Genomic DNA, 26,217 nt, shown 5'->3' on the forward strand with positions numbered 1-26,217 from the left:
ATTCAGTTCTACAATCCCAACAGGTGAGAACCAGCAGCAACACCTAACCAAGTTGCAATTTTCACAATAATCGGCTTGGCTATTGTCCAGATTTTCTGACCACCTTCTATGCCCTTGCTCGTTTTTTCAAGTGTTTCTGCCACCGTTCCCAAACGCTCTAATGCTCGTTGCTTATTTGGTTCTTCTTTATCCGTTGCTTTCTTAGCAGCACTCAAGTCTTCAATTACTTCTTCTTTAGTGTTGGCTGGGAGTTCTGCGCCTTGAATTAAAGCTTCCAGTTGAGCGAGTAACTTGACAACATCCTCTTTAGTGAGCGATTCTCCGGTATCTGCCCCCACTTGATTTTGTTGAGTTACTTGATTACCATCACCAAGGACAGCCTGATTATTATCTCCTTGCACTGCGCGGTTGCCGTCCCCTTGCACATTATTGACGTTGCCGCCTACAGAACCACCAACTGAAAATCCGCCGGGATTGTTAGTCATAGTACCTACCTGTTCTACATTTGAGTAATAACTAGGGCGTTGTAGTGCCTGGTTTACAAAAATTTCTAAACTACGAATTCTACTATCTTTTTCTTCTAGTAGTAATTTAATTTCTCGCTCTGGCAAGCTTTTTATCTCGTTATAAGTGTCAAAATATTCTGTACTTAGTTGGGACTTATCAGCCGCGATCGCTGTTTTGGCACGAAGTAAAAACTTGTCTTCACCTCGTACTTCCATGCCGACAATTCGTAAATCCGCCTCTGGGTGATTCTCTGCCAACTGTTTAAATGAAATTGCGATCGCTCTTGGGTCAACACCTTGGTTGTGGTAGAGGTCAAGGGTATCGAAAATTGGTTTGATAAAATCTCCAAACTCCCCATCTGCAAATACTTCTTTGTTATTATCAGGTTTGCGAAAGGGATCGGGATTTTCTTTTGTAGGCAGTCGCATATAAACGTATTCACATCTCACTCCATCAAATTTGGTGTCAGTGCTAATACCCCAGTCCTGGATGTATGTCCCGGTGAGAGTCGCACCTGTAAAGTCTGTGCCATCCAGTTGAGTTTGTACTAACTTTGCCCTAGATAAATCAGCATCCCGTAAGTTAGCCCCGCTTAAAGAAGTGCCAATAAAACTGGCATCTACTAAATTGGCTTCTTGAAAATTTATTCTCCGCAAATCTTCACGGTCAAAATTCTTGTCTTGTCCCTGTCCTGTAACTAACACCTGACGAATTTGTGCGTTTTGCAAGTAAGTTGTACCTGGACGAACACGGTCAAGTTTTTTAGTTTCATGGAAACAGGTGCGAGTTAAATTAGCTTTTCTAAAATCTGTACTTTTAAGTGTGGCTGCTGTAAAGTTAGCATCTGTTAGGTTGGCTCTACGGAAGCTTGTACCACCACTCGCAGCAAAATTAAAAGCGATGTTCTGAATTAAAGAGTATTTTTCATCTCCCTTGATTGCTCTCCAAACGATGTAAGCACTAAGTAAGGCTGCGGTGAAGGTGAAAGCAATCGCGAAGGTGAAAGTGATAGCGAAGGCTTCGACGCTACCATTGGCGAAAAGGCTAGCGAAGACGAAGGCGATAGACGAAGCGATAGCTAAGGCGACGGTGATCACAATGGCAATAGCTAAAGTGAAGGCTTTGATTCCGGCAATAGCGAAGGCTACGGCGAAAGCGAAGGCGTTGCCGAAGGCGATAGCGTTGGTAAAGGCGATGGCTCCAATAAAAGCGAAACCTCCGGCTCCGGCAATAGTTCCGATGGAGGCGAAACCTTCGGCTCCGGTTCTGAGTCCGGGGATGGGGATGAGGAACGGGAAGCCGAAACCGTGAGGAGAGGTGTCGGTGATGGTGGTGGTGGCTCCGGCAAAGATGATAAAGATAACTCCGGCAATAGCTCCAGCAAAAGTAAAAGCAATGGCGATGGCTGAGTTAAATCCTTGGCAAAGAATAACTATAAAAAGAATGATTACTACTATTAATATAGTTTGTCCAACAACCTGATTCTGTAGATTTGAACTGTTAAATATTAAAGCTATTAAGGCTCCAGCACAGGCTGATAAAAATCCAGAAATTCCAGACAGCAACCACGAAACACAGACCAAAAAAATAGCCCAACGCCTTTGCAGCCCAGCAGTAGCATGGCTAAAGTTTGCGTTCCTCAAATTAGCACCAGTAAAATCTGCGCTTCGGATATCTGCACTACTAAAGTTTGCACCCTCAAGATTTTGACCTTTAAAGGAACGGCCTCTGAGATTATGACCGGAGAAGTCTTGGGGCATGGCTGGGCGCTGTATACAAATTTCTTTTTGGATACAGATATACCATAAACAATTTCGTAATTACAAAGTTTTAAAGCGATTCTTTTTTCTTAACGCCAGTTTTTATGCTTCAATCCCCGACTTAATCCTTTCGCTCTCCTCACCAATACATCATTCATTCATAATCAAGTTATAGTCTATATAACCAAGCATCGCCCCTCTTTTTATCGCCTCATAACGGTTCTTGACGTGCCATTTACTGTACAAATCGCTGGCATAATGTTTGACTGTACTAACAGAGAGAAACATTTCTCTGGCAATCTGTTCAAAAACTAAACCCTGAGCCAGTAAACGCAGGACTTGTATTTGTCGCTCAGTGGGAGAGTCAAGCAAGTTTTTTTCAGCAAACCTAGGGTCGATATATCTGTTTTGATAAAGGCTTTCTAACAGTTTTTTAGCCAGCTTTGGGTCAAGTAGACATTCATCAAAGTAAGCTCTCTTGATGGCTAGTTCAATCAATTCTATATCAGCACTCTTGAGCATATAAGAATCAGCCCCATGACGGAAAGCCGAGTTAATAAAATCTGAATGAGTCTGATTAGTAAAAATCACCACTTTACTATTAGTTTTCCTTTTGATTGAGCTAGTCAGTTCTAAACCACTCATGTCGGGTAATAGTAAATCAACTAACACAACATCAGGATTCATCTGTTCAATTAATTTAAACCCTAGCTTTCCACAGGTGGCATCACCAGTTACTTCTATATCTGGAGATTGTGAAATAGCGCCTTTGATACCTAAGAGCGTGAATGTTTCTGGTTCAACAATTACTATTTTCAGCATGATGTTGATAATCCTCTAATAATAGATAGTTCTTGATTGGGGAATTTATTATTGGTGTCTGTGCCGTGACTGTCCGTCTTGCCGTGAAGCTGCCGTAGGCTACGACCTATACATGGCATGGATTGCCGTGATTGCTGCCGTATGCCGTGGACACTCAGAAAAGCCGGTTTTACATTTGTTAGTGTTACCACGGCATCACGGCAGGACGTTTACCAATTAGGCAGGGAGTAGTTATCATTGCCGTCACAATTTATCTTCTCCCTCTCTACTAATTCAGCTAAACCATCACTTAATTCTGACTCTGAATAACCAGATAACCTGTCTGCTTTCTTCAAATCGCGTAATGTTTTTGGTGTTTTATTCTTCACATTTTGGAAGTATTCATAAATCTTGTTAGCCACCTCAGATAATGGTTTGGGATGTATCTGGTGAGCAGCAGTTAAATTAAATTCCAGGTCAAATACTCTATCTAGATATTCCTGCTCCGAAGCAATCGGCTTGACTTGATTAGATAATTGTGGCATTAATGCCACAACAAAACCACCAACAGAAGCAATCATAACTGGACGTAAGTTTTGATAAGAGACTGCTTTGACTGACAGATATTTAGATTTAATTTGCTCCCGTTCTTGCTTACCTGGAATAATGTCACCTCTATTTAAAATCAGTTCCAGCACCCCATAAGATTCTTGTTCCCTTCCATTCTTGATATACCTGTTACCTAACAACAATAAATTGAGACACATTCTCGTTTGAGCATCCATCTTTTCAATGCCCAATGCCGCCAAATTAAAAGACTGTAGGGAGGCAATAAACTTAGTATTAAACTCTCGACCAATCAGCAGAACATCAAGCAATTTACTCCCATAATTCCAGTCAGAGTAATGCTTACTTAATTGATCAGCAATCACTAACCAGTCATCCAGAATTAGAATCAATGGTGGTAAGGATTCGCGCTTTGATTCTAGTAGTTGCTTACGCTGTTTGTACGAGGTGTAAAAGTTATCAATTACCTCTTTCGCTAGGTCTGGGTTTTCCCCGTCGAAGACAATTACTCTTTCTTTCTCTCGTAAACCGCAGAAACTATCATTCTTAGCACTAATCACCCAAATATCGGCACTTGGACAATCTGCAAGGATTTTCTCAATCAAATAATTGAGGGTGACAGATTTACCACTCCCTGGTGCAGCAACCAAAGCAGTGGAACTATCTGCTCTGGCTAGGGCTTGCAAAGTATTTAGGGCAAGACCTTCTGATGGGTGAAGGTAATCACCTGTTGGGGTTGCTCCCGGTGCGATTGCGCCCTGTTCATCTCCAGTAACCTTGTCGTTGGGGTCAATCGTCCCCTGTAAAGTCTGGCTACCTTGTAGATAGGGCGTTTTCATCTCTCGCAACTGCTTAATATACTCTGCTTTCTGTTGCTCGGTCATCCCCGCCGTTTGCGCCTCAAAAATGGCATCAGTTGCCTCCATTTGGGTAACTTCAATTTCAGTGTGGGCGTAAATCTCAGCTTTTTGGATATCCACAGTGCGATCATTGGCTATCAAATCTAAATCGGCTTGTAGTTGGACTTCTGCGATCGCAACGTCTCGGCAACTCTCTAGTAGCTCGGAACGTGCGGCCATCTCTGCCTTTGCTGCGTCCCGTTTTTGGGCGATGTCTTCAAAAACTGCTCTCTGCTTCTCCTCATCTTGGCAATGGCGAAGCATCCACCCAGCAAGAGCAAACCCCAGGAATCCCCCAAAACCCCAAAACGGTTTGTATGGGTTAGTCGCTTTCACCAGCCCATTTACCCCCATTGCTGGATCTCTCACTATTTGGCGCGGCATTCCTTCTAACTGCCATTGTGACCAATAAAAAGGGGTCATGCGAAACGGTCGGTTATCTTTATCCCGGCACACCAATGTTTTCTTTGGGGTTTTAATGCAGAAGTAGATCCGATCGCTGCTAGTTCCCTGCCACGCCATCGCAGCTGATCCAATCCCTACTGTTAAACTCAGCCCAATTGCAACAGCTTTTTTATCCATCGGTAACTGTCCGAACCACTTCATTAAACCCGATTGTTGTGACTCGGATAACTGTTTATGTTTGTCGGTTAAATAATTCATTTACCTCTCCTACCACCAAATAGAAAAAACATTAATATCGCTAGAAATATGCCTACTCCTGCACCATCCATCCAACTTGAAGATTCAGCAGTTTTTGGCTTATAAACCGACTCAATTGAAGTATTAGCAGTAATAGTAGAAGTTCTCGATTCATTCCACTCACTAATGGGTTCATTGAGCGCACACAATAGAGCTAATGACGCACTGCATCCAGTCATTAGATTAGTGACAAAATTGTTAAATCCTTCACCTGTTGCAGTGGCAGTAAAGTACAAGTGTGCAGTCCCAACAGCTAAGAACATTCCAACTGGGTGAACTTGTAAGAGATGGAAAGTAAAAATTACTGCCGAATTTAGACAACTGCCAGCGACAATCTCACAAGCGTTACCAGCACGTCTAAATGTCCGACCTCTATTATTTTCTGGTAATGGTTGTGGCTGTTCTGGTTGTTGATGCTGATGTTGTTGTTGTGGTGTTTGTGCCAGCCCTTCATGCAAAAAAGGGCTGACGCTATGAGGATCTTCATTTCGTTTCCTTACTAGCATCAGCCTTACCTAATTAATTGATTATCTGTCGCCTAGTTTCTGCCACAAGTTACCTAACATTGCACCCCAACCGCGAACTGTTCCGGTTGCAGAAACACTAGACGCTGGTGCAGAAGTTTGGCTAGTAACTGGTATCACTTCTTGGGGGGCAATATTAGGCTCTAATGCCCTTGAGCCAAACCTCGCACGGGCTAAAAGTTGTTGTCGTTTCTCTCTCAGTCCTGTTGTGATTGCTTGCCTTTCGGCTTGCACAGTTTGCTTATTTTCTATGCTGCTGATTTTATTTTCATGTCTCCACAATTCTGCTTGTAAATCGTGGTGTAATTGGGCGGCAACTTCGGTCAGTGCGTGCTTCCGTTTTTGGTCAATTCGCAACAAGTCGGCTCTATCTTGGGCATCTATCTTGCCCATCTCTGAATCAAATTCTGAATTTAACTTGCGAATCTTAGCGATGGCAGTAGCAACGTGAGAGCCATATTGTTTACGAAGTTCTGTCCAAGTAACTTGGCCTTTAGTCAGCTTCTCCATTGCCTCAAAGACCACCTTGGCGTTGTCCAAAAATGGTTCTAATCGGTCAGATAATTCTTGGGCATTATTCGCGTAATCCGCAAACTGTTCAAGCTTATTTATATCCGAAAGATAGCCCAGAAGATCAGACTCAAACCCTCCCCATGCTTGTGCTTTTTCATCAATATGGGAACTATGACCAACTACCGGATTACGTATTGCAAAATCCATTGCTGACACTCCTAATAAGGTATGTTGTCGTAGTCGATATCGCTCGACTCTTGGGGCAATTTATCCCAGTAACCCATCTCTTCAAATCGGCTATAAATTCTCGTTGCCAGTTGCCTTACGGGGTCGTCAAAATCATCAGAGATTAAATCAAATCTCTTCTCACCAAATGCCAGAATATTTGCAATATCAGGGTCAATACCATTACCCAAGAATTGACCAAATGCTGCTGCATAAGGATGGTCATCGATGGTTGAATGAGTTGCTAAGAATTCCGTTCCTGTGAGGGGTAAGTTTTGGCTGCAAAGAAAACTATTTATTTCGCGCTTCGTAGCTGTTGGGTTAAGAGCCTTAAATTGCTGGAGTTTCAAAGCATTATCAGTGAAAGAACAGCGTCCCCAATCGTTGGGATTTTTGTAATCGAGTGCCATGCTGTTAAGATCCTTGTAACGATGTGTACTTGATGCACTTTCGGGTGAGGCGATTGCACTTACTTTGGTCGGTCGGGGCAATCGCTTCATCATCAGTTCTCACAAAACTCAACAAGTTCAAAAACCTCCAACTGCACTTGGTTTTGACTTAGTTCCTTGCGCTTGCCCTTAGAGTCATTGAAAACGAAAGGCGTATTGACTCGACAATTAGAGTGGTGGCTGTAGCGCAGTTGTTGACCACGGAATTGGTACAGGTGGTTACGCTGTAAGGCTGTCATTGAAAGCATAAGTTTGTCCCTCAACTTGCGAATAAAACTCGATATTTAGAATCGCTTCGTGAATCTCCATCAAGGCTTGAACTGCATCGCCCATTTTTAGGTCATTCGATGTACTGAACCGTTCGGACGCTTCAATTTGTTTGTAATTTGGAGATGCTTGCACGAACCTAAGAGTCTGTTCGCAACCCAGGATGATGGTCATGATTTCGGTTGTTGTTAGGCTTGGTTGGGTCTTTTGGGTGTCTTGGTCGCTCATGACTTTCTCCCTTTTCTTTGGGTTTTCATCGGTGTGGGTTGGGGTTCTGGCTGATTACTTGGGGATTGTGGCTGGTTCGGCTTTTGAAGTACATAGCTGATAGCCCCTCCACCCCCGACAGCTGCGGCGATGGTAAACATATTGTTTCTGCCGAAGTACTGCACTCCGAAATAGCCAAAAGCGATCGCTGCTGCTGTTGCTCCAATGCCTAAAACCGTGTTTCTTAATGTGGTTCTGCTCATGCTGCCCCTTTGAAATTAGTGACCATTGCGCTAAGTGCTGATTTATTAGGCTGTGTAGATTGCGCTGTTTCAACTTTGGGCGATGGTTGTACATTACCGTGTTGAAAAATCAGCTTCTCTACACCTGCTGATAATGCTTGTGTCGGTGCATCCTGGGGTAAATCAAACATCTTGCACAATTCAATTACTGCTAGGTAGGAGATGGTTATACGCCGAGATTCGTAATTCATTGATTAGGCTCCCAAAGATATTTGAGTTAATAGTTTCAACCCCAAGGCATTGATGAACTGGGGATTATTCAAGACCACAAAGCCTAAACCGGCTAAGTTTTGATCCACCACTGGCAGCGAAACACCCCCACCCCAGGCGACAAGATATTTAGCACGATCTAGATAATTACCAGCAGTCACAAAGTTGGCGAATTTCTCAATTCTGGTACTCCACCACTGATCAAGGCATTGGCTGTACTCTGTTTCAAACTTTTTACCTGTGAGGTGGTTGCCGCCGTATGTGAAAGTCCCTTCTACAATTCCCTGGTTCACCAAACTAGGCGAGTGCTTCACATCTTTGGACAGCAGACTCACTCGGTCGTTTCGCTTGTCTAGTGCCTCTGCAATCATGCTGTGCAGTTCACCGGCTCCACCCTCAATCAGGTGTCTGTCAATCACTGCACCACTGCCGTTAAACACGGTAATCAACCAAGTTGATGAACCGATATCGAGTGCGATCGCTAATTCTGAGGGGTCTAGTACCAGGGATGCTTCACCGAATAAGCAATGGGCAATGCTGCCGAATCCTTCGGGGTAAATGCCTGTGACTACAATCTCAACTGTCTTGCTGACAAAGGAACGAGTTACAGGGTGCAAATGCTCAAAGGTGTGAGTCCCTTCAACCCTGCGTTTAATCTCTTGGCCCCAGCGTTCGGGGTTATGGTTGCTCAAACTAATCGAAAGCTTGAACCCATCGGGAATATTCAGAACTGCTAAGTCTGCAAGGATGCTTTCTAATGCCAGTTCTGCTTTTTTGGCTTTGTCCTCGTGCAGTAAGGTGTGATCTGCTTGTGCGATCGCTGCACTGCCCCAAAAGAATTGAACGTCTTTTAAGTCTAGGCGTGAACCTTGTACATAACGCACCCATGCCCCATCTTTTGAGATGGTTTCGTGGTGCATGATGTTGCGGTTGCGAACAAGTGAGTATGCGGCTGGCATCATGATGGAAAAATCACCGATGATTGCCTTGCCATACCCTGCACCTGAGTCTTTTCCGGCGATCAGGTCAGTTAGCCCTGATTTGGCTAACAAGTCTGCTTGAACTAGCCAGTTTTTGGCATTGGAATATATAGCTGTCATGGTTCAGATGATTGGTAAAGTCTTGATTTTTCTGGCTTTGGAGAATTTAGAGGCTGAATCGCCTTAAATCCACACATCCAGTTAGGGGTTAGCCATAGCATCACTTTCTGGCTTCTGTTGCCTTTGTTGGGTGGCTGTTTTTGGCTAACAATCACATCATATCACATCATGATGTGATTTTAGATGATAAGATCGTATGTGATCGGACAAGAGAGCATATCATGATGTCAGGTGAGCAAACGAGTTCTGACTTAATGAGCAAAAAGTTAAATGCAATTATTCCAGATGAAACTTGGGAGGCGCTAGAGCAAATTGCTAATGGAGAGATGAGGACTAAAAGCCAGATGGCAGCTATTCTGCTTGGTGAAGCGATCGCGGCTAGACGTGCTAAAAAATCAGAATCTCAGAAGCAGGAAAAACCAGAAGCATGAGGTTTTTAACTTCCGTGTCCTACTAACACTGGATAAAGAGTCTAATAAATTGCTATTGATTCAAAAATACAGTGTCAAGTATTAGTATCAGTAAAGTTCGTGCTAATTTCACATTATTAATTTTGAGTTCGCCATGTTAGCTGTGAAAGACCCACATACCGATTTTCAACTCCCCCTGCATAACGAAGCAGCATTAAAGTGGATTAGGGAGACGAAAAATTACTACTCCACTGTTGCTCTAGCAGTTGGTGGTACTGCGCTGGTATCTGGCAGCTTCATTAATCCGGCTGCCTGGGCTGCTTTTGCATTGGCTTACAAACCGTTGGTGATCATTCAAAAACTTGCACGGTTGGAAAAATTAACCGACCTACTTTTACAAGAGTTTAAAAGCCAGGGGATAGAAATCTTTCCATTTCCGGGAGGAGAGAAAAACCCTATTGACTTGTTTATTAGATTTCCACGAACAACTCACCTGTTTATCTCCATTCGTTCGATAGGAGATAGGGAGGTAGTCTACAACGAAGCCAGGGAAGCTTTACAACTCAGAAAGAAGGATAAGAATGGTTTGACAACCTGGAAACCTTGTCCACTACTTGAGTTGGCTGATTACGAAAAGTGGCTTAACAAAAACAGAGACTTGTTCGCAATGTCTTCTCGTGAAGCCACAAAAACGCCAACAGCAAAAGTTTTAGCCCTATGGCCTCCTACTAGAGCGGCTTCAAATCTCAATGAACATTTATATTCGTCCGTGGGAAGTATGAGAATTCTGGCTCTTAGGAGAAAAGGTACTATGTTTGTGATTCAAGAGGGGGAAGTAATCGAGTTTGTTAGGGCTTGGTTAGCCCAATACAAATAGGCTAAAACTTGAAAACTCCTTCGTCCAGTGTGGACAACGGAGTTTTCAAAATTGATTCCATTGGAATTGGGGGATTGGGTGTCACGCCTAATTAATATCCCTAATAGTAATCTTATCAAACCTTTTGGAGTGTTAAGCAATTGTAACACTGACTACACAAAAAACGGCAACTCAGGAATTTTACCAGATTAAATTTCTGGAAGTTGTAGAAGATTACTTTCGGGATAGCTCCAATTCCTCCACTACACATACTGGAGGATTTGTAAAGTGTCACAAAAACAGCTATTTCATACCGATACTAGCAACAAGCTGCTATTCGCAACTATTGCGAACCCTTGCCCCCACTGCGGTCAACCAGACTGGTGCTACTCAATAGAAGAATTTACAGTCTGCGATCGCGATCGCTTTCATCAGCCTAGCTATGCACTGGCTCAACCGAAACAATCGCCAACTTATGTATTAAGCAATTGTCAAAAATTAAATAATGTTCAAGGAGGTATCGCGTAATGGTTGCACAATTCCCCAATCAACAGGCGTTCGCCTCCTTCGACATCCGAAATTTTCAAGACCAGCTAGAACCGTCCAAAGCTAAAAATAAGTTTATTTGTCCAGTTTGTGGCGGGAATGACTTATCTATTGTCCCAGAAACCGGGAAGTACAGATGCTTCAATAATTGTGAGTGTAAGGACATCAGAGAGGCGATCAAACCTTGGGCTGAAGTGGTGGCAGAAAGAGCAGGGGCTAATTACACTCCATCTCTAAACCAAAATGCTGCCAAACCCAAGAGAATCTTGCCCAAACCAGCACCAATTCCAGATGGTGAATTAGGTTTGGTGATGTTGACGGATATTGTAACAGATATACCCCAACCGAAAAAATTAACGAGTAGACCACCAAAAGATGTTGAGGGCAGTGCCACCGAAACAATTTATCCTTACTCAGAATCGCAATGGATAGTTCGCTACCAGTGGCCAGATGCGAATAAAGAGAAAGGTTACAGCAAGACCTTTCGGCAATGGCATAGGCTTTCGGATGGCACACCCCAAATGAAAAAAGGCGATTTGCCTTGGGGAGCATACCGCATTGATGAAGCGATCGCCGCAGCTAAATCAGTAAATGGAACTCCGGCACTACTTCAGCATGAAGGCGAGGGATGCGTAGAAGTTGGTCGCTCACATGGTCTTGCTGGAATTACGTTTCAGGGCAGTGGATGGGATAAAAAGACTATCACGCCTGAATATCAACGCGCAATTGAAGCAGGCATAGGATTAATCGTTTTTCTGCATGACCCCGATGACACTGGTTTGAAAAAACTCCAAACCTGCCAGGACTGTGCTGACGAGGTTGGGATTGGATTTATTGGAATTAACCCTCACGACATCTGCCCCGATTTACCATATAAATCAAGTGACATCAAAGAAATTTTGGGGCAAATGGAACCATCAGAATTTATCCGTCGGTTAGAGCAGGAGATTCACGCGGCCGTAGCGCAGCGATCGCAACAGGTAGAATCTGAAAGTATTGAAAAAGAAGTTACGGATTTATCTAATTTCAGTATAGATATTGACCCAGCAGACCCGGAGGCATTTTACTTGCCTGTATGCACTGCCATGAATTTACCCTACTCTAACTGCGTGACGGCGGGTACTTTTGATGGCTGGGCTTACCGAAAAATCTTTCCTCAAACTGAATGGATGGTACTGAATTCATCCTTTTACAAGTGGTCACAAGAGAATAAGCAATGGCAACACCAAGATGATAATAAAGCTTACAAGCTCCTCGCTGACGCTGGAGAATCCGCTTACAAGCTCTCTTATACAAAGACATTTGGTTGGAGAATAACCAAGCCTTACGAAACTAACGCACACAAGGAATCTGCCTTTAAATATTGCCGCAGTCGCTTAGAACCAGCAGAACCACTGCCAACCAATACTCATTTATTAGGGTTTAACAATTGTGTTGTTGATTTGCGAACTGGTGAACAAATGCCTCATCGCAAAGATTTTTACCTCACTAATATCATTCCCCACGATTACGAGGCCAACAAACCATGCCCAGAAGTTTTTCTCAAATTTCTAAATGAGAGCTTTGGGTCAGAATTGGTTGAAGTGATTCGGGCGTTCACGAGTATGTTTTTAGACCCAACTGCCCCTTATGGTCGGTTTCCCCACTTAATTGGCTTATCCGGTGGGGGCAAGGGGACGCTAGGACGGTTTTGGAGTAGTTTATTTGGCGAATCCGGCTCTAGTAGCGCTTCACACTTTGCGGATATTTCTACACCTGAAGGACGGCATCAATATTTAAGTGGAAAGCGGATATTTGGATTCCCTGACGTAGGAGGTTATGCCGAAGGAGTCCGAGCTTTTTACGAATTAGTTGACAATGGGCCAATGAGCGGACGCGCTTTATTCAATCCAGTCGCTTATTCAATCCAGTGGTACATTCGGTTTTGGGTTGCCTCTGTAAGTCATCTACAGATCGAAAATGCTGGCGACGGCTGGATGCGTCGAGCTTACCCAATCCCAGTAAAAAACCGAGATATAAGCCCTGACCCAGACTTGTGGTTGAAGCTACAAGAGGTGAAGTCCGACATAATTTCTTGGGCTTTAGCAATGCCACGAGCAGAACGCGATCGCATTTTGTTATCGCCTCCAAGTTCGGATCGTGCAAAGAATCTGGCGCTAGAGGCATCTTTGTACGGGGACTCTACCAAATCCTTTGTGGACTTGTGCTTACGCCCCTCAACGACCGAAACATTTATCCCACAAAGTCGTTTACACAGTTGGTATGTACTTTACTGCCGGGAACATGGTTATGCACCTTTGGGGATGTCCAAATTTATTAGCCATTTAAAAACAGTCTTGCCCCACAACTTCAAGGAACGTAGCTGGACACCCACGGTCAACGGAAAGCGTGAAAGAATTCAGTCCCACTTTGCATTCATTGAACCACTGGCTGGGGTATTTGAGATGAAAGTACCGGAGGGGCCACCGGATTCATCACTTTCCAGGGCGGAATTTTGGTATTGCTTTAAAGATAAATGCCTTGAAGGGGGAATAGAAGAATTCGAGGAGTTTTTTCACCCTACCAAAACGCCAGAACCCTTACACAGCTTGGCTGTCCACCCTGTCCACCCACTAAATGCCCCAACATTTGACCCTGGACAGGCTGAAACCCTTACACAGCTTGGCTGTCCACCCTGTCCAATTGTCCTCCCCCAAGAATTAGCATTGCAAAAAAAAGATGAAGAAAATTTTGATTGTGGAGTTAATCAAATTGTCAATTTAACTGATAACCCTTCAGTCCCCAATGACTTTGTGTCCAACCTGGACAGCCCTACTGTGACTGGGTTTGAGCCTGTCCAACAAGGAAATCTTGCCGAAAACGGGGTGGACAGCCAGGACAGCCCTGCTGTGACTGGGTTTTCTCCTCGACAAGATGGTGAATTGATAAATACACGAGAAAGCGAATTATCTCGCCCGGAATTGAAAGTTGGGGATAAAATTGAGTTTTTCAACGACAGTGTTCGCAAGTGGCAAGTCGGAATCATTAAGAGCGTTCAACTAATGGAAACATATTTTTGTAGCGCAACAATTGACTATCGAGGCTTTAAAGGTAAAGTATGCTCCATAGAAATATTCAGGAGTGATTGGATCAAATTTCTGCATCATTTGCGTTAAATGAGTTAACTCTTAACTGTTCGAGTCTGTGCAATCGCACTGGGGGGCAAGTTGTTAAATGCCTCAAGTCTTTGTCTGTTCAGCTTTCGTCCCGATGTCGAGATAACAATATTTGTGTGGTATTCAAACTCTATGCCCTGCCGTATACCCAAGTCTACTGATAGTGCTGTGATAGGAGACAGATGGCTGGTCAAGTAAGAATTCTTAAAACGGGTTAATGAAATAAGACGAGATTTTCTTATAAAAATGGGAAGACTAAAACTAACGGGTTCTAAAGATGTGTCTTCACATCTGAATTAAGGCTGGAAAATAAACCAAATAATCTGTCAAAATACTAAGGTGAGTAAAAATGGCATTAATTGCAAATATCGCTAGTACATATATTGAAGAAAACAAAGATATGTTTCTTAAAAAGTATTACAACCAACATAATTGGGGAGGTGTAATACTTTGTTTCAACAAAGATGGTTCTTTATATAGAGATGAATACATGACCAAAACTGAAATTAAAACATCTCGTACATTACCAAGAAATGCTTACTCTGAAGCTAAAGAATACTGGGATACCTATCCTAATCAATTAATTTTTCTGTCTTGGTTATATCCAATTCAAGAAGGTAATCCGTTCAGTGTTTATGCGTTAGGTACAATTCGTGTAGAACATACTATTAAAGTATTAAGTGAAGATCAGAAAAATGAATTGCTTAGAAAACTTAATGAAATTACAAAAAAATAAAATTAATAATATTAATTATTAATTTTTGCATTGTAGTCTGGTGCGATGGCACAGCGTAAAGGGAAGGTGAGAGTTACCCTCTCACTCCTACCCACGACAATGAAATGGCTGAAAAACACGATGCCAACGGGAATATGAGTCAGTGTACAGATGAAACAGAACCTCTCTATCATTTCAGTAATTTTGCTATTAGATTAAAGCCTAAAAGACAATATGCTTAAAAACAATTTAAAATATAAAATAAACATGGCTACACCAATAAAAGTAGATATAACTTCGATTGACGGAACAGTTTCTTCCAGAACAAATATAAGTCCAGAAAAACTACTACAAGAAATATCAGATTTATTAAATCAAGAAAATGACAGGGATCGTAAAACTTTAGAACTAAAAGTAACTTTTTTATCTAAAAACGCCTAAACCGCCTCACAAGGGCGGTTTTGTACCTTTCACTGTTACTAATTACAGCGATCGTAGGAAGTGTGATCGCCCCATTCTCCATTCCCCAATACCCAATCACCCTGAATACAGAAAACCATCACGACTATCAGGTTTGTATTTGACCCAATCCCGCACAGCTTACCGTCAAGCCTGAAAACATACCCCGACTACGCGAGTTGATGAATAATTCTGAAGTTGACGACTAACCCCGCCCTCGCCACAAATCAGATAACCCCATGATTCCCCACTGCGATCGCAGTGGGGAATCATGGGGTTATCTGAGTACAAATTCGCTAGGTTGTATCAGGTTTAGAGTTTTTAGCTGAGTAAAAGTTTCCGTCACCCACAATATAGACAGAGTAAACGTTTCAGCCGATTGAATCGGAAAAACTTCCATTTCCCATAGCGAACAGAAGTCATCTACAATTAGCGAAATTTAATGATTATATTCATCTGGATCATACATACCTAACATTTCATTTATTATTGGAATTTTTTTGCTGTAACTTAAGGGAACTGATTCAATAAATATATCAGGATTAATAAGTTTACTCAATCTTGATAATGTTTTAAAATCTAGTGGCGATTCATTAATATCTATAAGCCTGTTATCAAAGCAATATTGATGAAACCAAGACACTCCGTATGGTTTATACCAAACTTCAGTTTCCCATTCACTAACAAATTCTGGAAAGTCTAATATAGAATAATTCGCATCTTGTATTTTTTTAACTGATCTAATAATTACTTCTATTAAATTGAATGGGTCATATTTGATACTATCTTCATATATAATTATCTCACCTGGTATTGATATAAAATCAAAACAACAACAGCCTTTTTTCCATTGGTAACGACCACAATTAATCCAACTTGTCCTATAACATTTTCCTTGGTTAGTTAAAATAACATAATAGTTATTACGTGCTTGTAGTTTAGGATAAACTGCCCAAATTTTCTTGATATAAGCCTTTTCCTCAAAACCTCTGTTTATCACATTAAAATCAGGAAAACCTTTTGAATAAAAATAAGATGTTTCTGTTGCTTCTTGTGTAACGTCAAACCAATATTTGTCAAATATACTTTCTATTCTGAAAATATAAGTGTCAATAGATTTTTTAAATTGTATCAGATGAAGCTTTTTATTTTCAATAGATTGAATAATAATTGTTTCTAATGTTTCTAACGACCATTCTTTATAAGGTTGTACTTCAATACATTTTTCTTCTAGACAAATAGCATAAGATATAACTTCCTCTAAATTAAACTTTTCGGCTAATTTAATTATATTAATAATTAAATTGGAGAATCTTCCACTATCACTAGTAGAAATATTATTACTAGACATTTTTTTTGCTGTCATGTTCCAAACATCAAGTATATATTCAATTTCAAGATTGTAAAATTCTTTTCTTACACGGATAAAATAAGGATCTTTTCTGATATCTAATACATTATACCCAATTATTAATAAGATAAATAATGTCAAACCGAAAAATAAGATAAACAGCATAATCAGTAAATATTTCACTCAATATACTCAAGGCTGTGGAAATCTGACTCTCACAGCGAACGGGGTGTTCGTAAGTCAAATAGAATTGCTATGTAGTTAAATATTAACTTGGTAAAATCTTCATATTAATCAGTAAATACGCGCAATCGTTTCTTATTTTTAAGCGTAGATATAACAAGGTTGAAACCACAGACAACGTACTGAAAACCGAGTTAAAAATCCTGTAGAGGGTAAAAAGAAACGCTGTGCAGCCTAAGAAAGGTGCGATCGGTGGATTACTTATCAGAACTAGCGTTCTCATAAGTTAATTAGCCTTACTTCTACTTCACCAAGGGTTTACTACGATCGCATCTCAAGAATTGTTTCTAATCAACTGCACCAAAATAGATTCAAGGCTTTGCAGCGCCGCGTTTGTGGTGCGCTGATGTTCTTCAAAATTACGCTGATGTTGTTCATGGCTATCACGTAACTCAAGTAACACATCATCCAAAATCGCACTACGACCTAGTACCCGGTCAACATTACTGGTAAGCTCTCTCATTTCTTGGCTTAGTTCGCTCAAACCTTGTCTGAGTTCATTAACTTGTGTTTGTGTCTCAGCTTGTCTTTCAGCTAATCCTAAAATTATTTGTTCTGCGCGGTCGAGTCGGTTGGGGAAGGGTGCGTCAGTCATTTTCCTTGTGTTGAACTCCTACAATTTTACTTTTTGTTTGATTAATATTGTATTTTTGGGAATCATATCTAGTAATGTCTACTTAATAACTTGTATGAAGCCTTTAAAGCCTCTTTCTTTATTACTGCTAATATTACTAGTTTCTTGTACTGCTAATTCGAGCGCTTCAAATAATACAATCACCTCTAACCCTAATAACAAAGATGCCGATTATGTAAAAAATCTGCGAGAAAATATTGTTGGTGATTACCAAAATGCAGGTTTTAGTCAAGCTTTATTAAAAATTGATCTAAAGTCGCAGTTACAACTTATTGAAGATGAAGACCTTATTAATGCTGGAAAATTAAGCTGTAAAGTATTAGATAATTTGACCCCAGAAGACGATAAATATAATCCCATAACTATGAGACCTATTGCTAAAGATTCAAAACATCCTTATGTATATACGAAGATTTTTGACGATATGAAAGGTAAATTTAAATTTAATCCCCAGGATTTAGATTACAAGAGTTTAAATAATGATGATCAGCTTACTTTTCTTGGTCATGTCCCTCATTTTATAACTAACAATATTTTAAACAATTCCATCAAATATTATTGTCCCGAAAAGATTTCATATCGTTAGAATGTGGTTTTGACAAGAGATCGTCTTTCGGGTATTACCGGGTCTAATCGACCTTGCGATCGCAACCCAGTAAACAAGTCACAAAATACCTAAACCCTTTGTGTGTTAGGCTTTTACTCCGATATTGTCTAAATTTCTATAACCTGGTCTAAGATTTATAGCGATCGCATCTCACTGGTAAGAGTCTACTATCAATAATTCATTCATTTGGTGGTAAACCAAGCTCGGCGCGAAATTCATCGTTGTATATTGCTAGCTCCCAATTTCTTGCTTTTTTAACTTGCTCAACAGTGATATCTTCCGCGTTACTGAGGTCTACTTCCTGAAGGTTGGCATAACTGAGGTTGGTTTCGCTGAATTTGGTTTCGTAAAGGTTGGCTTCACGAAGGTCGGCATAACTGAGGTTGGCGTAACTGAGATTGGCATGACTGAGGTCGGCTTTGCAGAGGTAGGTCTGACTTAGGTTAGCTTTCGGGAGTTCTACAGATATAAGAAAGGCTTCGTTTAATTTGGCTTTACTAAGGTTAGCTTCGTCAAGATGTGCATAGTTAAGTTGAGCTTTTTCTAGGCACGCTTCTGTAAGGATAGTTTTGCACAGTATGGCATCACTGAGGTTGGCATAACTGAGGTTAGCGTAACTAAGATTGGCATGACTGAGGTTGGTATTATTGAGGTTGGTATTGCTCAGGTCTGTGTAACTTAAATCTAAATTACTTACAAGTTCAGTATCAACCAGAAATCGAATAACGCTCCCCTTTCTTTCTACGTCTTGATCCAGCCTTCGTAGAATTGATAATGTTCTAGCACGCGCGATATCAAGCGCGGCATCTCTTACATGATACTCATTATCTTTTTTGCCTAGTACTAATTTTTTGCTTATTAATATTTTTAGGTTTTTATCAATCAGTAGTTCTGACATTCTATCAATATAAGCTTCAAGAGCTTGTTCACGTAAATTATTATCAGCTAGTTCTTTCTCACGTTTAGCATTTGCTTCAGCTAGTTCTTTCTCACGTCTAGCATTTACCTCAGCTAGTTCTTCCTTACGTTTAGCATTTGCTTCAGCTAGTTCTTTCTCATTTTTATTTTGTTCTTCCAATTCTAAAGAGCGTTTTTCAGAACGTCTCTGTTCTCTACTCTCAAAGTTAAGCACTGCAAAAGGAATAGCGATTGTACCTGCCAAACCTAACCAATCCCACAAAGTTTTGGCGGATTGATGGCTTGTCGTTATTTCGGTGAATTCGATTTTTTTACCTGTTTTTGGATTTATTAATACTTTTGTAGTCTCTGATTTATTTTCGTCTTTTCCAAAACCACTCCACTCGAATTGAGAAAGAATAGCGATCGCCACAAATGCAACAACGATATAAATTAGTGTTTTCTGCCCACTAGACAAAGACTTGACCCAATTAGTAAACTTCTCGCGCCATACAACCATAAATCACAGTAAATAACGTTGATATCTCATGATTAGAGATATCAAATTTAGCTTGTATGTGATTAATATGGTGATTTTACTGTAATGTCGTCAAACTCCACTTTTCCGACATCCTCCTAATTAAAAAAGCATCTTAGATGCTTTATAAAGGGCTAGATGCTTTTGATCCTCGTTTTACACAAGGAATTTTCTTGATTATTTGACCGACAACCGCGATGACTACGCCCGCCGCAGGCATCGCAGACTGACTATTTGGCATTGCGCCAAGATGGACGTATTTAGCAATTGATAACAGTTCGCAATAACTCTTGAGTGGCGCGTCTCTCAACGTCGGAATAGGGATCGTGGCGTAGTAGACTGTCCATAATACATCGCCTAAACCGGACACTACCAGCAAGAGTAAATGAGGCCGCCACCCCCAATCCGTTTACCTAACAAGCATTACAGGTCTAGAGAATACCTTACACCAAGTGAAGTGCGATCTCTACTAAATGCCGCACTCGATCGCAAAGCTCGTTATGCTCACCGTGATTATACACTGATGTTGCTTATGTTTCGCCACGGGCTGAGGGTAGGGGAAGCTGTAGGGGCTAAGTGCGGTTTAAGGTGGGATGCCCTGATGTGGGCCGAACGTCAAATTTTTATCACCAGGGAAAAGGGCAGTGACTCTGGGGTGCATCCCTTGAGAGATGATGAACTGGAATTGCTCAAAAAACTCAGAGAGATGCTGCCTGATAGCAAATATATTTTCGTTTCTGAGCGTGGTGAGGTGATGTCAACTGATGCAGTGCGAAAGCTGCTTGGGCGGCTGGCGGCACAGGCTGGGCTTGATATCAAGGTACACTGCCACATGATGCGCCATGCTTGCGGTTACTATAGAACTCTTGCAAAAGTGTTTTGTGGTATAATTAGGGGTTTGGCAATTTGTGATTAGGACTTTGAGGAGCAGTGAAAATAGAGAAAGCCAAGCAGCTTACTGCAAAAAAATTTAAGCGAATGACTGGAGTGAGCCGTAAAACCTTTGAATTAATGGTTGATGTAGTTAAAGCTGATGCTCAAAAGAAGAAGAAGCCTGGTCGCCGTCCTAAATTAATTATTGAAGACCAAGTTTTAATGGTCATCCAATATTGGAGAGAGTACCGCACTTACTATCATATTGGATTAGATTTTGAGCTTTCAGAATCTGCGGTTTGCCGAATAGTTTTTAAAATCGAAAATATTTTAATTAAGTCCAGAAAGTTTAGTCTACCAGGGAAAAAACAATTATGGAAAATATCATCTGAGGAAGGTTTAGTCGTAATGGATGTTACCGAGAGTCCAATTGAAAAACCTCAGAAAGGTCAAAAAGGATTTTTTAGCGGAAAACAGGGAGAACATACTTTAAAAACGCAGGTAGTAATCTACCAAAAAAGCAGCCAAATCATCTGTTTGGGGCATGATAAGGGAAAAATCCATGATTTTCGCTTATTTAAAAATAGTGGAATAAAATTTGGAGAATTAGTTAAGGTAATAGCGGATAAAGGCTATCAAGGAATTGCTAAAATTCATCAATTAAGTGAAACACCAATTAAAAAACCGAAAGGAAAAAAGTTGACGAAAGAACAGAAAAAATACAATCGGGAACTCAATCGATTAAGAATTGTTGTTGAACACGTAAATCGTCGTTTAAAGATATTTAAAATTTTGTCTGATAGATATCGAAATCGTCATCGACGTTTTGGGTTAAGATCGAATTTAATTGCGGGAATTTATAATCACGAATTAGCCATATAAATCGGATATAAATTGGATAAAAAAATCGAATTAATCCAATAACTTCAGTATTAATCAATAACTGAAGTGATGTTTACTGCCATCTTCTTGACTAGCGGTAAGCAAAGCCATGCCGTAGGCTTATCGCCAGATAATACTTGTTAGAAGAAAATCATAATCTCTTACTATTTTAATGTCCCTAAATTGAAAATAAAAATAACCCTTAATTATACCACAAAATATTTATGCAAGAGTTCTTATCTGGTGAATCAGGGTTACAACACCAGGGAAATCCAAGACTTCCTGGGACACCGCGATATCAAACACACTGAAAAATATACCAAGCTGAATGCTCGACGCTTCCTGAATTTTGATTGGGGCGATTTGTAAAAGTTGAGAAATGCAGTTTAAACGACATCACACAAGAGGGGGTGCTTAAGCCACTAGCAAAAGATTAGCGATCGCCTGTTTTCTAAGAGAACTAAAAGCTGTTAACAAGTTATCTCCTATAGAGATGCAATGGCACGGAGCGCCCGCATGAAGTGCGATCGCAGTTTCGTGTTATTGTTATGTTTCAACTTAATGGCAATAGCAATGTATCCTCAATCTTTTGCCGCACTTCACGGCTTACATAACAATCGCTATTGAGACAATCAACTAGTAGCTTGTTTGTATCGTAGTACTGCTTCAATAGTTCCTTCTGAGTATCGCTAAACTGCCAGTCATGCCCAATATTGCGATGCTTAATCATCACGGTTCTGAGTTTTTCAGCCCAAGCTTGACCATTTTCCGTCCACCAATGCTTGAATACTTTCCTATCTTCCATTGGATCGGGCAGTTGGTCTTTGAGTTGTTGTAGCGATCGCTTTAATTCCATGTCATGGTCGAGGTCGAGGTCGAGGGTTCGGGAGAGGGAGAGGGAGAGGGAGAGGGAGAAGGAGGGGTCGAGGGTTCGAGATAGGGATAGGGATAGGGATAGGGAAAGGAAGAGGTCGAGGGAGAAGGAGAGGTCGAAGTCGAAGTCGAAGTCGAGGTCGAAGTCGAAGTTGAGGTCGAGGGTTCGGGAGAGAGAGAAATCGAGGGAGAGGGAGAAATCGAGGGAGCGGGTTCGGGAACGGGAGAGGGAGAGGGAGATAGAGCGGGAGAGGGAGAGGGAGCGGGAACGGGAGAGGGTTCGGGAGAGAGAGCGGGAGCGGGAGAGGGAGAAGTCGAGGGAGAGGTCGAGGTAGAAGGCCCGAACAGTAGCAGGTTTATAGCGGGTTTCTACAGAACAAAATTTTTCATTAATCCAAGTCATGAATTGCTGTAGTTTTTCATCGTCTGCTAGATGCGTATCAATCTGCTGTTTCATTAACTGCAACAAATCATCTGCACTTTTCAACATCCCAATTGTTAGTAAAAAAACTTCTTGCCAACGTTTTTCAGTAATGTGGCTGACTAAATTTAAAGTCTTTTCTTGGTTAGAACTATAAACAATCTCTCTAGCAGTAAAATACTCCTGAAATGTCAGATGAGAAAAGGAGTAAATACCCCTAGCCCGCTCCACCAGTAGTCCATGTTGCGCCTCTATTGACTTCAGCACTGCTTCACTATCTAAGAGCAATGCGTCTGGGTTGTTTTTAGCTTCAGGTATATTGCGAATGTAATCGGCAATGTAACGCTCAACATCTCTCTGCTTAAAGAAGTAATCATTATTATTAAACGTAGTCCAAGCAACTTCGCTTAGTAAATCTTCTTTATGCTTGACTGACAACTTTTTGTAGACCTCATTTTTGTATACCTCATCTCGCACAATCCAGCGCGTGGAATCCCATTTTCTTAATAGAGTATGAATTGCCCTGTTATATAACTCTGCGCGGTCAGATGGAAAGTCACCTGAATCTTGAAATTCCAAACATAGTAATGTCAGCAGTAGGGGATTAGTAGCTAGTTCCTTAATTGGATTATTTGATTCCAACTGTTGCATAAATCTTTCAGGTACGCCTGATTCTTTTTGCTGAAACCACTTATTTACAAATGTTTTTATCTGCAACTCTTCAAAATCAGCTACTTCAACTTCAGTGAATTGTTCAAAGGTGAATTCACGTGCTGCAATCCGGCAAGTCATGACAAATTGATTAGTGCAATAACGCTCGGAAAATTCCTTAACCTGATTTATAACTCGGCTACTGTCTTCTTCCCTAACCTCATCTAAGCCATCTAGCAAAATTAGAAACCTACCTGATTTTACCAGTTGATTTTTTTGAGTATCTGTTATCGCATTATTACCTAAATATTGAATAATAGTTTCATGCAAGTCTTGCTGATTTTGAGTTTCAGCAAATTGTTTGAGAGTAATAAAAATGGGAATTTGATTTGCTTGAAACCCTCCATTAATACATTGGATAGCTAAATACTTCAAAAAAGTAGTTTTTCCCGCGCCTGGTTTACCTAAAACCATCAGCTTAGAGTAACGTTTTACCACCTCTAATCCGGGAACACGCTCTTCTTTAACTCTGCCCAGTCCAAAGCGCTCAAATTCACCTGACTCTGTACTATTAAAGTTTTGCAGCAGTTCAGAAATATCTAGCCGTGTACGCCCAGTAATTTTATCTAAAATATTGACATCAGTGTAAATGTCACCTAACCCAATAGGCTGTGTCATATCCAGCACGCGCATCGTGCCGCAGCGTTCTTGGACGTTGGGTTTTATCTTTTCACGTAGCTCTTGTACAAGGGAATCAATGTCAACGCTACTCTCTTGCTCTACTCTAACTGGCTCTGGTGGCTTACCATGTAATAAATCAACTGAGTCAGGTGAATCCTCTAAACCTGCAACTGCTTCCCAATCTGACTCAAGTGTCAGCGCTTTGCAAATTTCTTGAAACTTATCAACTTGAATTTCCTCGCCTTTAAAAAATTTTTGGATAGTACTGCGACCAACTAAACCTTGCAGATTATTTGAAAGGTTTAATTGTGTTCCATGCAGTCTCTTCAAAGCTTTATCAGCTCGTTCTAAACCTTGAGGAGTCACTTTGACAGTTAATCGCTTCTTACTCATGCCCAGCATCTAACGGTTTATAAATTACATTATTTGCACAATCACAAGCCAAGCATAAAGTAATCATAAGATAATTTTAGACAAACCTTTATGCAGTCAGGAGTTGAGGAATTTGGCGTGATGCTAGAAGTAACAAATCCAGTTACTTGAAACCAATATGCAACCCACACCTCAATTTCTCGGCTCCAACTCAGTAGAAATGAGCATCGCCCAAGAACGCTTGCGCCAATCACGTTACAGTTTCAACCTCGCTCTAATTGCAACTGCACTGTCTGCCTGTATTAGCCTTGTAGGAGGTGGACTTCTGCTATCAGGCAAAGTTTCAGAAGGAACCGTTACCGCTGCTGGTGGAATGGCTGCAAGTGTGCAATGCATTCAACTTGCCAAAGACGCTAACGACAGGCTCGACAAGATTTTCCCCGAACTAAAGGATGAAGATTAAGTGTAGTGATCGCCCCTTTCAGTTCTCTAGAAATTGCCTTGATAAAGGGCGATCGCGCTTTATGTCGGGATTTGATAGTTTGGCGACATCCCTGTGAGGGAGGAAGCAGCACCACAAAACGCGATGACGTACCCGCCCTCTGTCAGCGATCGCCTTCACTAATTTTTTATGATCTTTTATATGACAGATGATTTAACCTTGCTTTGTAGTATTTTTTGGATGCGATTATAAAGCGACCAGTCAATTTTATTGTTACTAATAATTCGAAATCGTTCGAATTGAGCTAACATCGCTGTTAACTCAGGTATAGTCAATGATGTTCTTAATAACTCCGAAAAAGTTGCGATCTCAGGCTTTAGCTTTAGAGACTCTGCATAACATACAAAGCATTTATTCGGTCGCATCCAAAAATATTTTTTCTTCTCTTCATACCATTGCTGTTGAAGACTTGCAGTAAACTCGGAATACTCCCCACAACCAATACACTTATACATATAAGATTCGTAATAGTTGGGAATTCCCCACGAGCGTTTTGATGCTTCTGATAATTCTGCAAAATTTACTTTTATCTTGTTTTGCGAAATCCCAGTTTTTTTTCTTTGAGGATTCGTTGTTATTTTAGATTTCTTTTTGATGGACATTATAAATACTATGTAATCTTGACTCGGATATTCTATTTTTGTACCTTTTATATGCTTTTTTGGTACTTTTTTGGTACTAAAAAAGTACTTAAAAGGTGTTGTACTCCTAAATGGTGCGATTAGTTTCAGAGAAAAAATATAGTTTTACCTAACTTTATTTAAATAAAACTCAGTCAATATTCAATTGGTAAATTTTGATTATTCATCGGTAAACAAAGATTCTAAATCTCGATAACCACTGGCAACACGAGTAACACTAATCCCGGATTCTCTTGGATAGTAAAATATAATGTAATCATCTACAACAAAACCGCGCAGATTTTGTACAAGCCTTCCATAACTTTTTCCCATATTGGGGAAACTAGCTACTAATTTACACTTCTGACGAATGTCATCAAAAAGCTTAGAGGCTGCTTTTGGATTACTCCGAGCAATATATTCACAAATTTCATCTAAATCTCGAATTGCTGCATCTGAAAGTGAATAATTACTCATTCAGAGGACTCCTCAGCAATTAGACGAATTTTTTCTTGGAATTTGGCAAATACAACTTCGCCATCAGTTACTTGCCCTGCTGCAATTTGTTCAGTTCCTACAGCAATTTTTTGCCGTAATTCTTCAATTCGCTGTTCTCTTTCTTGTAGCAGCTTAAAGGCTTCATTTATGACATCATCTGCACTAGTGAATCTACCAGTTGCAAGCTGTGCTTGAATAAATTGCTCTAGTTCTGGTTTAATTTGGATGTACATATTTTCTACCTGTAGATAATTAATACTCTTACCCAAGTTCTAGCAACATCGCCACATTTTCAACAATTCTTGCCTCGAACTTCCTCGCTTATGTTAGGTTAACCAGGAATTTTTACAACAAGTTGTTGGACAATTTATCAGAGTAAGCTGAGAGCAAAAGCCCTGCT

The 26,217-nt window shown here is 40.8% G+C and carries 31 protein-coding genes; 12 read left to right on the forward strand and 19 right to left on the reverse strand.

The window, feature by feature from the left end:
* Positions 1–8: 8 nt before the first annotated feature.
* The 11 genes from FD724_RS34005 to FD724_RS34055 all read right to left on the reverse strand — a co-directional run bounded on the left by FD724_RS34005 (position 9) and on the right by FD724_RS34055 (position 9,033).
* Complete coding sequence (locus tag FD724_RS34005; protein WP_179076105.1) at positions 9–2,267, reverse strand: pentapeptide repeat-containing protein; 2,259 nt, start codon at positions 2,265–2,267, stop codon at positions 9–11.
* Between the two features lie 150 nt (positions 2,268–2,417).
* Positions 2,418–3,089 carry a response regulator transcription factor gene (locus FD724_RS34010; RefSeq protein ID WP_179076106.1) on the reverse strand — a complete coding sequence of 224 codons (672 nt, stop codon included), beginning with the start codon at positions 3,087–3,089 and terminating at the stop codon, positions 2,418–2,420.
* A gap of 209 nt (positions 3,090–3,298) precedes the next feature.
* Positions 3,299–5,197, reverse strand: coding sequence for a type IV secretory system conjugative DNA transfer family protein (locus FD724_RS41300; RefSeq protein ID WP_256874676.1), 1,899 nt, complete (start codon positions 5,195–5,197; stop codon positions 3,299–3,301).
* Positions 5,194–5,742 (reverse strand): hypothetical protein, encoded by a 549-nt coding sequence (locus tag FD724_RS34020; protein ID WP_179076107.1) that lies wholly within the window; start codon positions 5,740–5,742, stop codon positions 5,194–5,196. The genes FD724_RS41300 and FD724_RS34020 overlap by 4 nt, the downstream gene beginning before the upstream one ends.
* Positions 5,743–5,763: 21 nt before the next feature.
* Positions 5,764–6,480: a hypothetical protein gene (locus FD724_RS34025; protein ID WP_179076108.1), complete on the reverse strand. Its 717-nt coding sequence runs from the start codon at positions 6,478–6,480 to the stop codon at positions 5,764–5,766.
* An 11-nt stretch (positions 6,481–6,491) separates the two neighbouring features.
* A complete protein-coding gene (locus FD724_RS34030) occupies positions 6,492–7,001 on the reverse strand; it encodes a hypothetical protein (RefSeq protein ID WP_256874677.1) in 510 nt (169 codons plus the stop codon).
* Positions 7,001–7,195: a hypothetical protein gene (locus tag FD724_RS34035; protein WP_179076088.1), complete on the reverse strand. Its 195-nt coding sequence runs from the start codon at positions 7,193–7,195 to the stop codon at positions 7,001–7,003. Before FD724_RS34035 ends, FD724_RS34030 begins: the two co-directional genes overlap by 1 nt.
* The gene (locus tag FD724_RS34040; protein ID WP_109013541.1) at positions 7,167–7,442 is read right to left on the reverse strand and encodes a hypothetical protein; all 276 of its coding nucleotides are present in this window, start codon (positions 7,440–7,442) and stop codon (positions 7,167–7,169) included. The genes FD724_RS34035 and FD724_RS34040 overlap by 29 nt, the downstream gene beginning before the upstream one ends.
* A complete protein-coding gene (locus FD724_RS34045) occupies positions 7,439–7,684 on the reverse strand; it encodes a hypothetical protein (RefSeq protein WP_179076109.1) in 246 nt (81 codons plus the stop codon). Before FD724_RS34045 ends, FD724_RS34040 begins: the two co-directional genes overlap by 4 nt.
* Entirely contained in the window at positions 7,681–7,914 is a 234-nt protein-coding gene (locus FD724_RS34050) for a hypothetical protein (RefSeq protein ID WP_179076110.1), read from the reverse strand. The genes FD724_RS34045 and FD724_RS34050 overlap by 4 nt, the downstream gene beginning before the upstream one ends.
* Positions 7,915–7,917: 3 nt before the next feature.
* Positions 7,918–9,033, reverse strand: coding sequence for a ParM/StbA family protein (locus tag FD724_RS34055; RefSeq protein WP_179076111.1), 1,116 nt, complete (start codon positions 9,031–9,033; stop codon positions 7,918–7,920).
* Positions 9,034–9,254: 221 nt separating this feature from the next.
* On the opposite strand from FD724_RS34055, the gene FD724_RS34060 reads away from it, so the two are divergent.
* The 6 genes from FD724_RS34060 (at position 9,255) to FD724_RS34085 (ending at position 15,156) form a co-directional block, all read left to right on the forward strand.
* Positions 9,255–9,464 (forward strand): hypothetical protein, encoded by a 210-nt coding sequence (locus FD724_RS34060; protein WP_138505373.1) that lies wholly within the window; start codon positions 9,255–9,257, stop codon positions 9,462–9,464.
* 133 nt (positions 9,465–9,597) lie between these two features.
* The gene (locus tag FD724_RS34065; RefSeq protein WP_179076085.1) at positions 9,598–10,320 is read left to right on the forward strand and encodes a hypothetical protein; all 723 of its coding nucleotides are present in this window, start codon (positions 9,598–9,600) and stop codon (positions 10,318–10,320) included.
* Positions 10,321–10,587: 267 nt separating this feature from the next.
* The gene (locus FD724_RS34070) at positions 10,588–10,827 is read left to right on the forward strand and encodes a hypothetical protein (RefSeq protein ID WP_179076112.1); all 240 of its coding nucleotides are present in this window, start codon (positions 10,588–10,590) and stop codon (positions 10,825–10,827) included.
* Positions 10,827–14,000: a primase-like DNA-binding domain-containing protein gene (locus FD724_RS34075; RefSeq protein ID WP_179076113.1), complete on the forward strand. Its 3,174-nt coding sequence runs from the start codon at positions 10,827–10,829 to the stop codon at positions 13,998–14,000. Before FD724_RS34070 ends, FD724_RS34075 begins: the two co-directional genes overlap by 1 nt.
* 349 nt (positions 14,001–14,349) lie before the next feature.
* Complete coding sequence (locus FD724_RS34080; RefSeq protein ID WP_179076114.1) at positions 14,350–14,736, forward strand: hypothetical protein; 387 nt, start codon at positions 14,350–14,352, stop codon at positions 14,734–14,736.
* Between the two features lie 246 nt (positions 14,737–14,982).
* Positions 14,983–15,156 (forward strand): hypothetical protein, encoded by a 174-nt coding sequence (locus tag FD724_RS34085; protein WP_179076115.1) that lies wholly within the window; start codon positions 14,983–14,985, stop codon positions 15,154–15,156.
* A 457-nt stretch (positions 15,157–15,613) separates the two neighbouring features.
* Here FD724_RS34085 and FD724_RS34090 read toward each other — a convergent pair whose 3' ends face one another.
* Both FD724_RS34090 and FD724_RS34095 read right to left on the reverse strand, forming a co-directional pair.
* Positions 15,614–16,708, reverse strand: coding sequence for a hypothetical protein (locus FD724_RS34090; RefSeq protein ID WP_179076116.1), 1,095 nt, complete (start codon positions 16,706–16,708; stop codon positions 15,614–15,616).
* A gap of 334 nt (positions 16,709–17,042) precedes the next feature.
* Positions 17,043–17,363 carry a hypothetical protein gene (locus tag FD724_RS34095; RefSeq protein WP_179076117.1) on the reverse strand — a complete coding sequence of 107 codons (321 nt, stop codon included), beginning with the start codon at positions 17,361–17,363 and terminating at the stop codon, positions 17,043–17,045.
* Between the two features lie 94 nt (positions 17,364–17,457).
* On the opposite strand from FD724_RS34095, the gene FD724_RS34100 reads away from it, so the two are divergent.
* Positions 17,458–17,988: a hypothetical protein gene (locus tag FD724_RS34100; protein ID WP_179076118.1), complete on the forward strand. Its 531-nt coding sequence runs from the start codon at positions 17,458–17,460 to the stop codon at positions 17,986–17,988.
* 199 nt (positions 17,989–18,187) lie between these two features.
* Here FD724_RS34100 and FD724_RS34105 read toward each other — a convergent pair whose 3' ends face one another.
* Positions 18,188–19,426 (reverse strand): pentapeptide repeat-containing protein, encoded by a 1,239-nt coding sequence (locus FD724_RS34105; protein ID WP_179076119.1) that lies wholly within the window; start codon positions 19,424–19,426, stop codon positions 18,188–18,190.
* Between the two features lie 142 nt (positions 19,427–19,568).
* On the reverse strand, positions 19,569–19,823 hold the full coding sequence (locus tag FD724_RS34110; RefSeq protein WP_218651552.1) for a hypothetical protein: 255 nt from the start codon (positions 19,821–19,823) through the stop codon (positions 19,569–19,571).
* Positions 19,824–19,829: 6 nt separating this feature from the next.
* Here FD724_RS34110 and FD724_RS34115 point away from each other — a divergent pair, with 6 nt between their 5' ends.
* From FD724_RS34115 to FD724_RS34125, 3 genes are all read left to right on the forward strand, one after another.
* Positions 19,830–20,360, forward strand: coding sequence for a tyrosine-type recombinase/integrase (locus tag FD724_RS34115; RefSeq protein WP_256874678.1), 531 nt, complete (start codon positions 19,830–19,832; stop codon positions 20,358–20,360).
* Positions 20,361–20,374: 14 nt separating this feature from the next.
* Positions 20,375–21,199 (forward strand): IS5 family transposase, encoded by an 825-nt coding sequence (locus FD724_RS34120; protein WP_179076121.1) that lies wholly within the window; start codon positions 20,375–20,377, stop codon positions 21,197–21,199.
* A 243-nt stretch (positions 21,200–21,442) separates the two neighbouring features.
* The gene (locus FD724_RS34125; protein ID WP_306297113.1) at positions 21,443–21,568 is read left to right on the forward strand and encodes a tyrosine-type recombinase/integrase; all 126 of its coding nucleotides are present in this window, start codon (positions 21,443–21,445) and stop codon (positions 21,566–21,568) included.
* 184 nt (positions 21,569–21,752) lie between these two features.
* Here the strand turns inward: FD724_RS34125 and FD724_RS34130 are convergent, their stop codons facing one another.
* On the reverse strand, positions 21,753–24,218 hold the full coding sequence (locus FD724_RS34130) for an NACHT domain-containing NTPase (protein ID WP_179076122.1): 2,466 nt from the start codon (positions 24,216–24,218) through the stop codon (positions 21,753–21,755).
* Between the two features lie 157 nt (positions 24,219–24,375).
* Between FD724_RS34130 and FD724_RS34135 the strand changes: the two genes are divergently transcribed.
* Together FD724_RS34135 and FD724_RS34140 are read left to right on the forward strand one after the other, a co-directional pair.
* Positions 24,376–24,660: a hypothetical protein gene (locus tag FD724_RS34135; protein WP_179076123.1), complete on the forward strand. Its 285-nt coding sequence runs from the start codon at positions 24,376–24,378 to the stop codon at positions 24,658–24,660.
* A 5-nt stretch (positions 24,661–24,665) separates the two neighbouring features.
* Complete coding sequence (locus FD724_RS34140; RefSeq protein ID WP_179076124.1) at positions 24,666–24,851, forward strand: hypothetical protein; 186 nt, start codon at positions 24,666–24,668, stop codon at positions 24,849–24,851.
* Here the strand turns inward: FD724_RS34140 and FD724_RS34145 are convergent.
* The 3 genes from FD724_RS34145 to FD724_RS34155 all read right to left on the reverse strand — a co-directional run bounded on the left by FD724_RS34145 (position 24,837) and on the right by FD724_RS34155 (position 26,050).
* A complete protein-coding gene (locus FD724_RS34145) occupies positions 24,837–25,301 on the reverse strand; it encodes a hypothetical protein (protein ID WP_179076125.1) in 465 nt (154 codons plus the stop codon). The two genes, FD724_RS34140 and FD724_RS34145, sit on opposite strands and share 15 nt — an antisense overlap.
* A gap of 198 nt (positions 25,302–25,499) precedes the next feature.
* The gene (locus tag FD724_RS34150) at positions 25,500–25,796 is read right to left on the reverse strand and encodes a type II toxin-antitoxin system RelE/ParE family toxin (protein WP_179076126.1); all 297 of its coding nucleotides are present in this window, start codon (positions 25,794–25,796) and stop codon (positions 25,500–25,502) included.
* On the reverse strand, positions 25,793–26,050 hold the full coding sequence (locus FD724_RS34155; protein ID WP_179076127.1) for a type II toxin-antitoxin system ParD family antitoxin: 258 nt from the start codon (positions 26,048–26,050) through the stop codon (positions 25,793–25,795). The genes FD724_RS34150 and FD724_RS34155 overlap by 4 nt, the downstream gene beginning before the upstream one ends.
* Positions 26,051–26,217: the final 167 nt, after the last annotated feature.

This window comes from Nostoc sp. C057 (genome assembly GCF_013393925.1).
GTDB classification, from domain to species: domain Bacteria; phylum Cyanobacteriota; class Cyanobacteriia; order Cyanobacteriales; family Nostocaceae; genus Nostoc; species Nostoc muscorum_A.

Coding starts and splice junctions, on each gene's coding strand:
- FD724_RS34100 (WP_179076118.1), top strand. CDS start 17,458: ATGAAGCCTTTAAAGCCTCTTTCTTTATTACTGCTAATATTACTAGTT.
- FD724_RS34020 (WP_179076107.1), bottom strand. CDS start 5,742: ATGCTAGTAAGGAAACGAAATGAAGATCCTCATAGCGTCAGCCCTTTT.
- FD724_RS34130 (WP_179076122.1), bottom strand. CDS start 24,218: ATGAGTAAGAAGCGATTAACTGTCAAAGTGACTCCTCAAGGTTTAGAA.
- FD724_RS34135 (WP_179076123.1), top strand. CDS start 24,376: ATGCAACCCACACCTCAATTTCTCGGCTCCAACTCAGTAGAAATGAGC.
- FD724_RS34050 (WP_179076110.1), bottom strand. CDS start 7,914: ATGAATTACGAATCTCGGCGTATAACCATCTCCTACCTAGCAGTAATT.
- FD724_RS34155 (WP_179076127.1), bottom strand. CDS start 26,050: ATGTACATCCAAATTAAACCAGAACTAGAGCAATTTATTCAAGCACAG.
- FD724_RS34035 (WP_179076088.1), bottom strand. CDS start 7,195: ATGCTTTCAATGACAGCCTTACAGCGTAACCACCTGTACCAATTCCGT.
- FD724_RS34025 (WP_179076108.1), bottom strand. CDS start 6,480: ATGGATTTTGCAATACGTAATCCGGTAGTTGGTCATAGTTCCCATATT.
- FD724_RS34085 (WP_179076115.1), top strand. CDS start 14,983: ATGGCTACACCAATAAAAGTAGATATAACTTCGATTGACGGAACAGTT.
- FD724_RS34060 (WP_138505373.1), top strand. CDS start 9,255: ATGATGTCAGGTGAGCAAACGAGTTCTGACTTAATGAGCAAAAAGTTA.
- FD724_RS41300 (WP_256874676.1), bottom strand. CDS start 5,197: ATGAATTATTTAACCGACAAACATAAACAGTTATCCGAGTCACAACAA.
- FD724_RS34005 (WP_179076105.1), bottom strand. CDS start 2,267: ATGCCCCAAGACTTCTCCGGTCATAATCTCAGAGGCCGTTCCTTTAAA.
- FD724_RS34075 (WP_179076113.1), top strand. CDS start 10,827: ATGGTTGCACAATTCCCCAATCAACAGGCGTTCGCCTCCTTCGACATC.
- FD724_RS34040 (WP_109013541.1), bottom strand. CDS start 7,442: ATGAGCGACCAAGACACCCAAAAGACCCAACCAAGCCTAACAACAACC.
- FD724_RS34145 (WP_179076125.1), bottom strand. CDS start 25,301: ATGTCCATCAAAAAGAAATCTAAAATAACAACGAATCCTCAAAGAAAA.
- FD724_RS34105 (WP_179076119.1), bottom strand. CDS start 19,426: ATGGTTGTATGGCGCGAGAAGTTTACTAATTGGGTCAAGTCTTTGTCT.
- FD724_RS34030 (WP_256874677.1), bottom strand. CDS start 7,001: ATGATGAAGCGATTGCCCCGACCGACCAAAGTAAGTGCAATCGCCTCA.
- FD724_RS34095 (WP_179076117.1), bottom strand. CDS start 17,363: ATGACTGACGCACCCTTCCCCAACCGACTCGACCGCGCAGAACAAATA.
- FD724_RS34150 (WP_179076126.1), bottom strand. CDS start 25,796: ATGAGTAATTATTCACTTTCAGATGCAGCAATTCGAGATTTAGATGAA.
- FD724_RS34045 (WP_179076109.1), bottom strand. CDS start 7,684: ATGAGCAGAACCACATTAAGAAACACGGTTTTAGGCATTGGAGCAACA.
- FD724_RS34065 (WP_179076085.1), top strand. CDS start 9,598: ATGTTAGCTGTGAAAGACCCACATACCGATTTTCAACTCCCCCTGCAT.
- FD724_RS34080 (WP_179076114.1), top strand. CDS start 14,350: ATGGCATTAATTGCAAATATCGCTAGTACATATATTGAAGAAAACAAA.
- FD724_RS34115 (WP_256874678.1), top strand. CDS start 19,830: ATGAGGCCGCCACCCCCAATCCGTTTACCTAACAAGCATTACAGGTCT.
- FD724_RS34055 (WP_179076111.1), bottom strand. CDS start 9,033: ATGACAGCTATATATTCCAATGCCAAAAACTGGCTAGTTCAAGCAGAC.
- FD724_RS34010 (WP_179076106.1), bottom strand. CDS start 3,089: ATGCTGAAAATAGTAATTGTTGAACCAGAAACATTCACGCTCTTAGGT.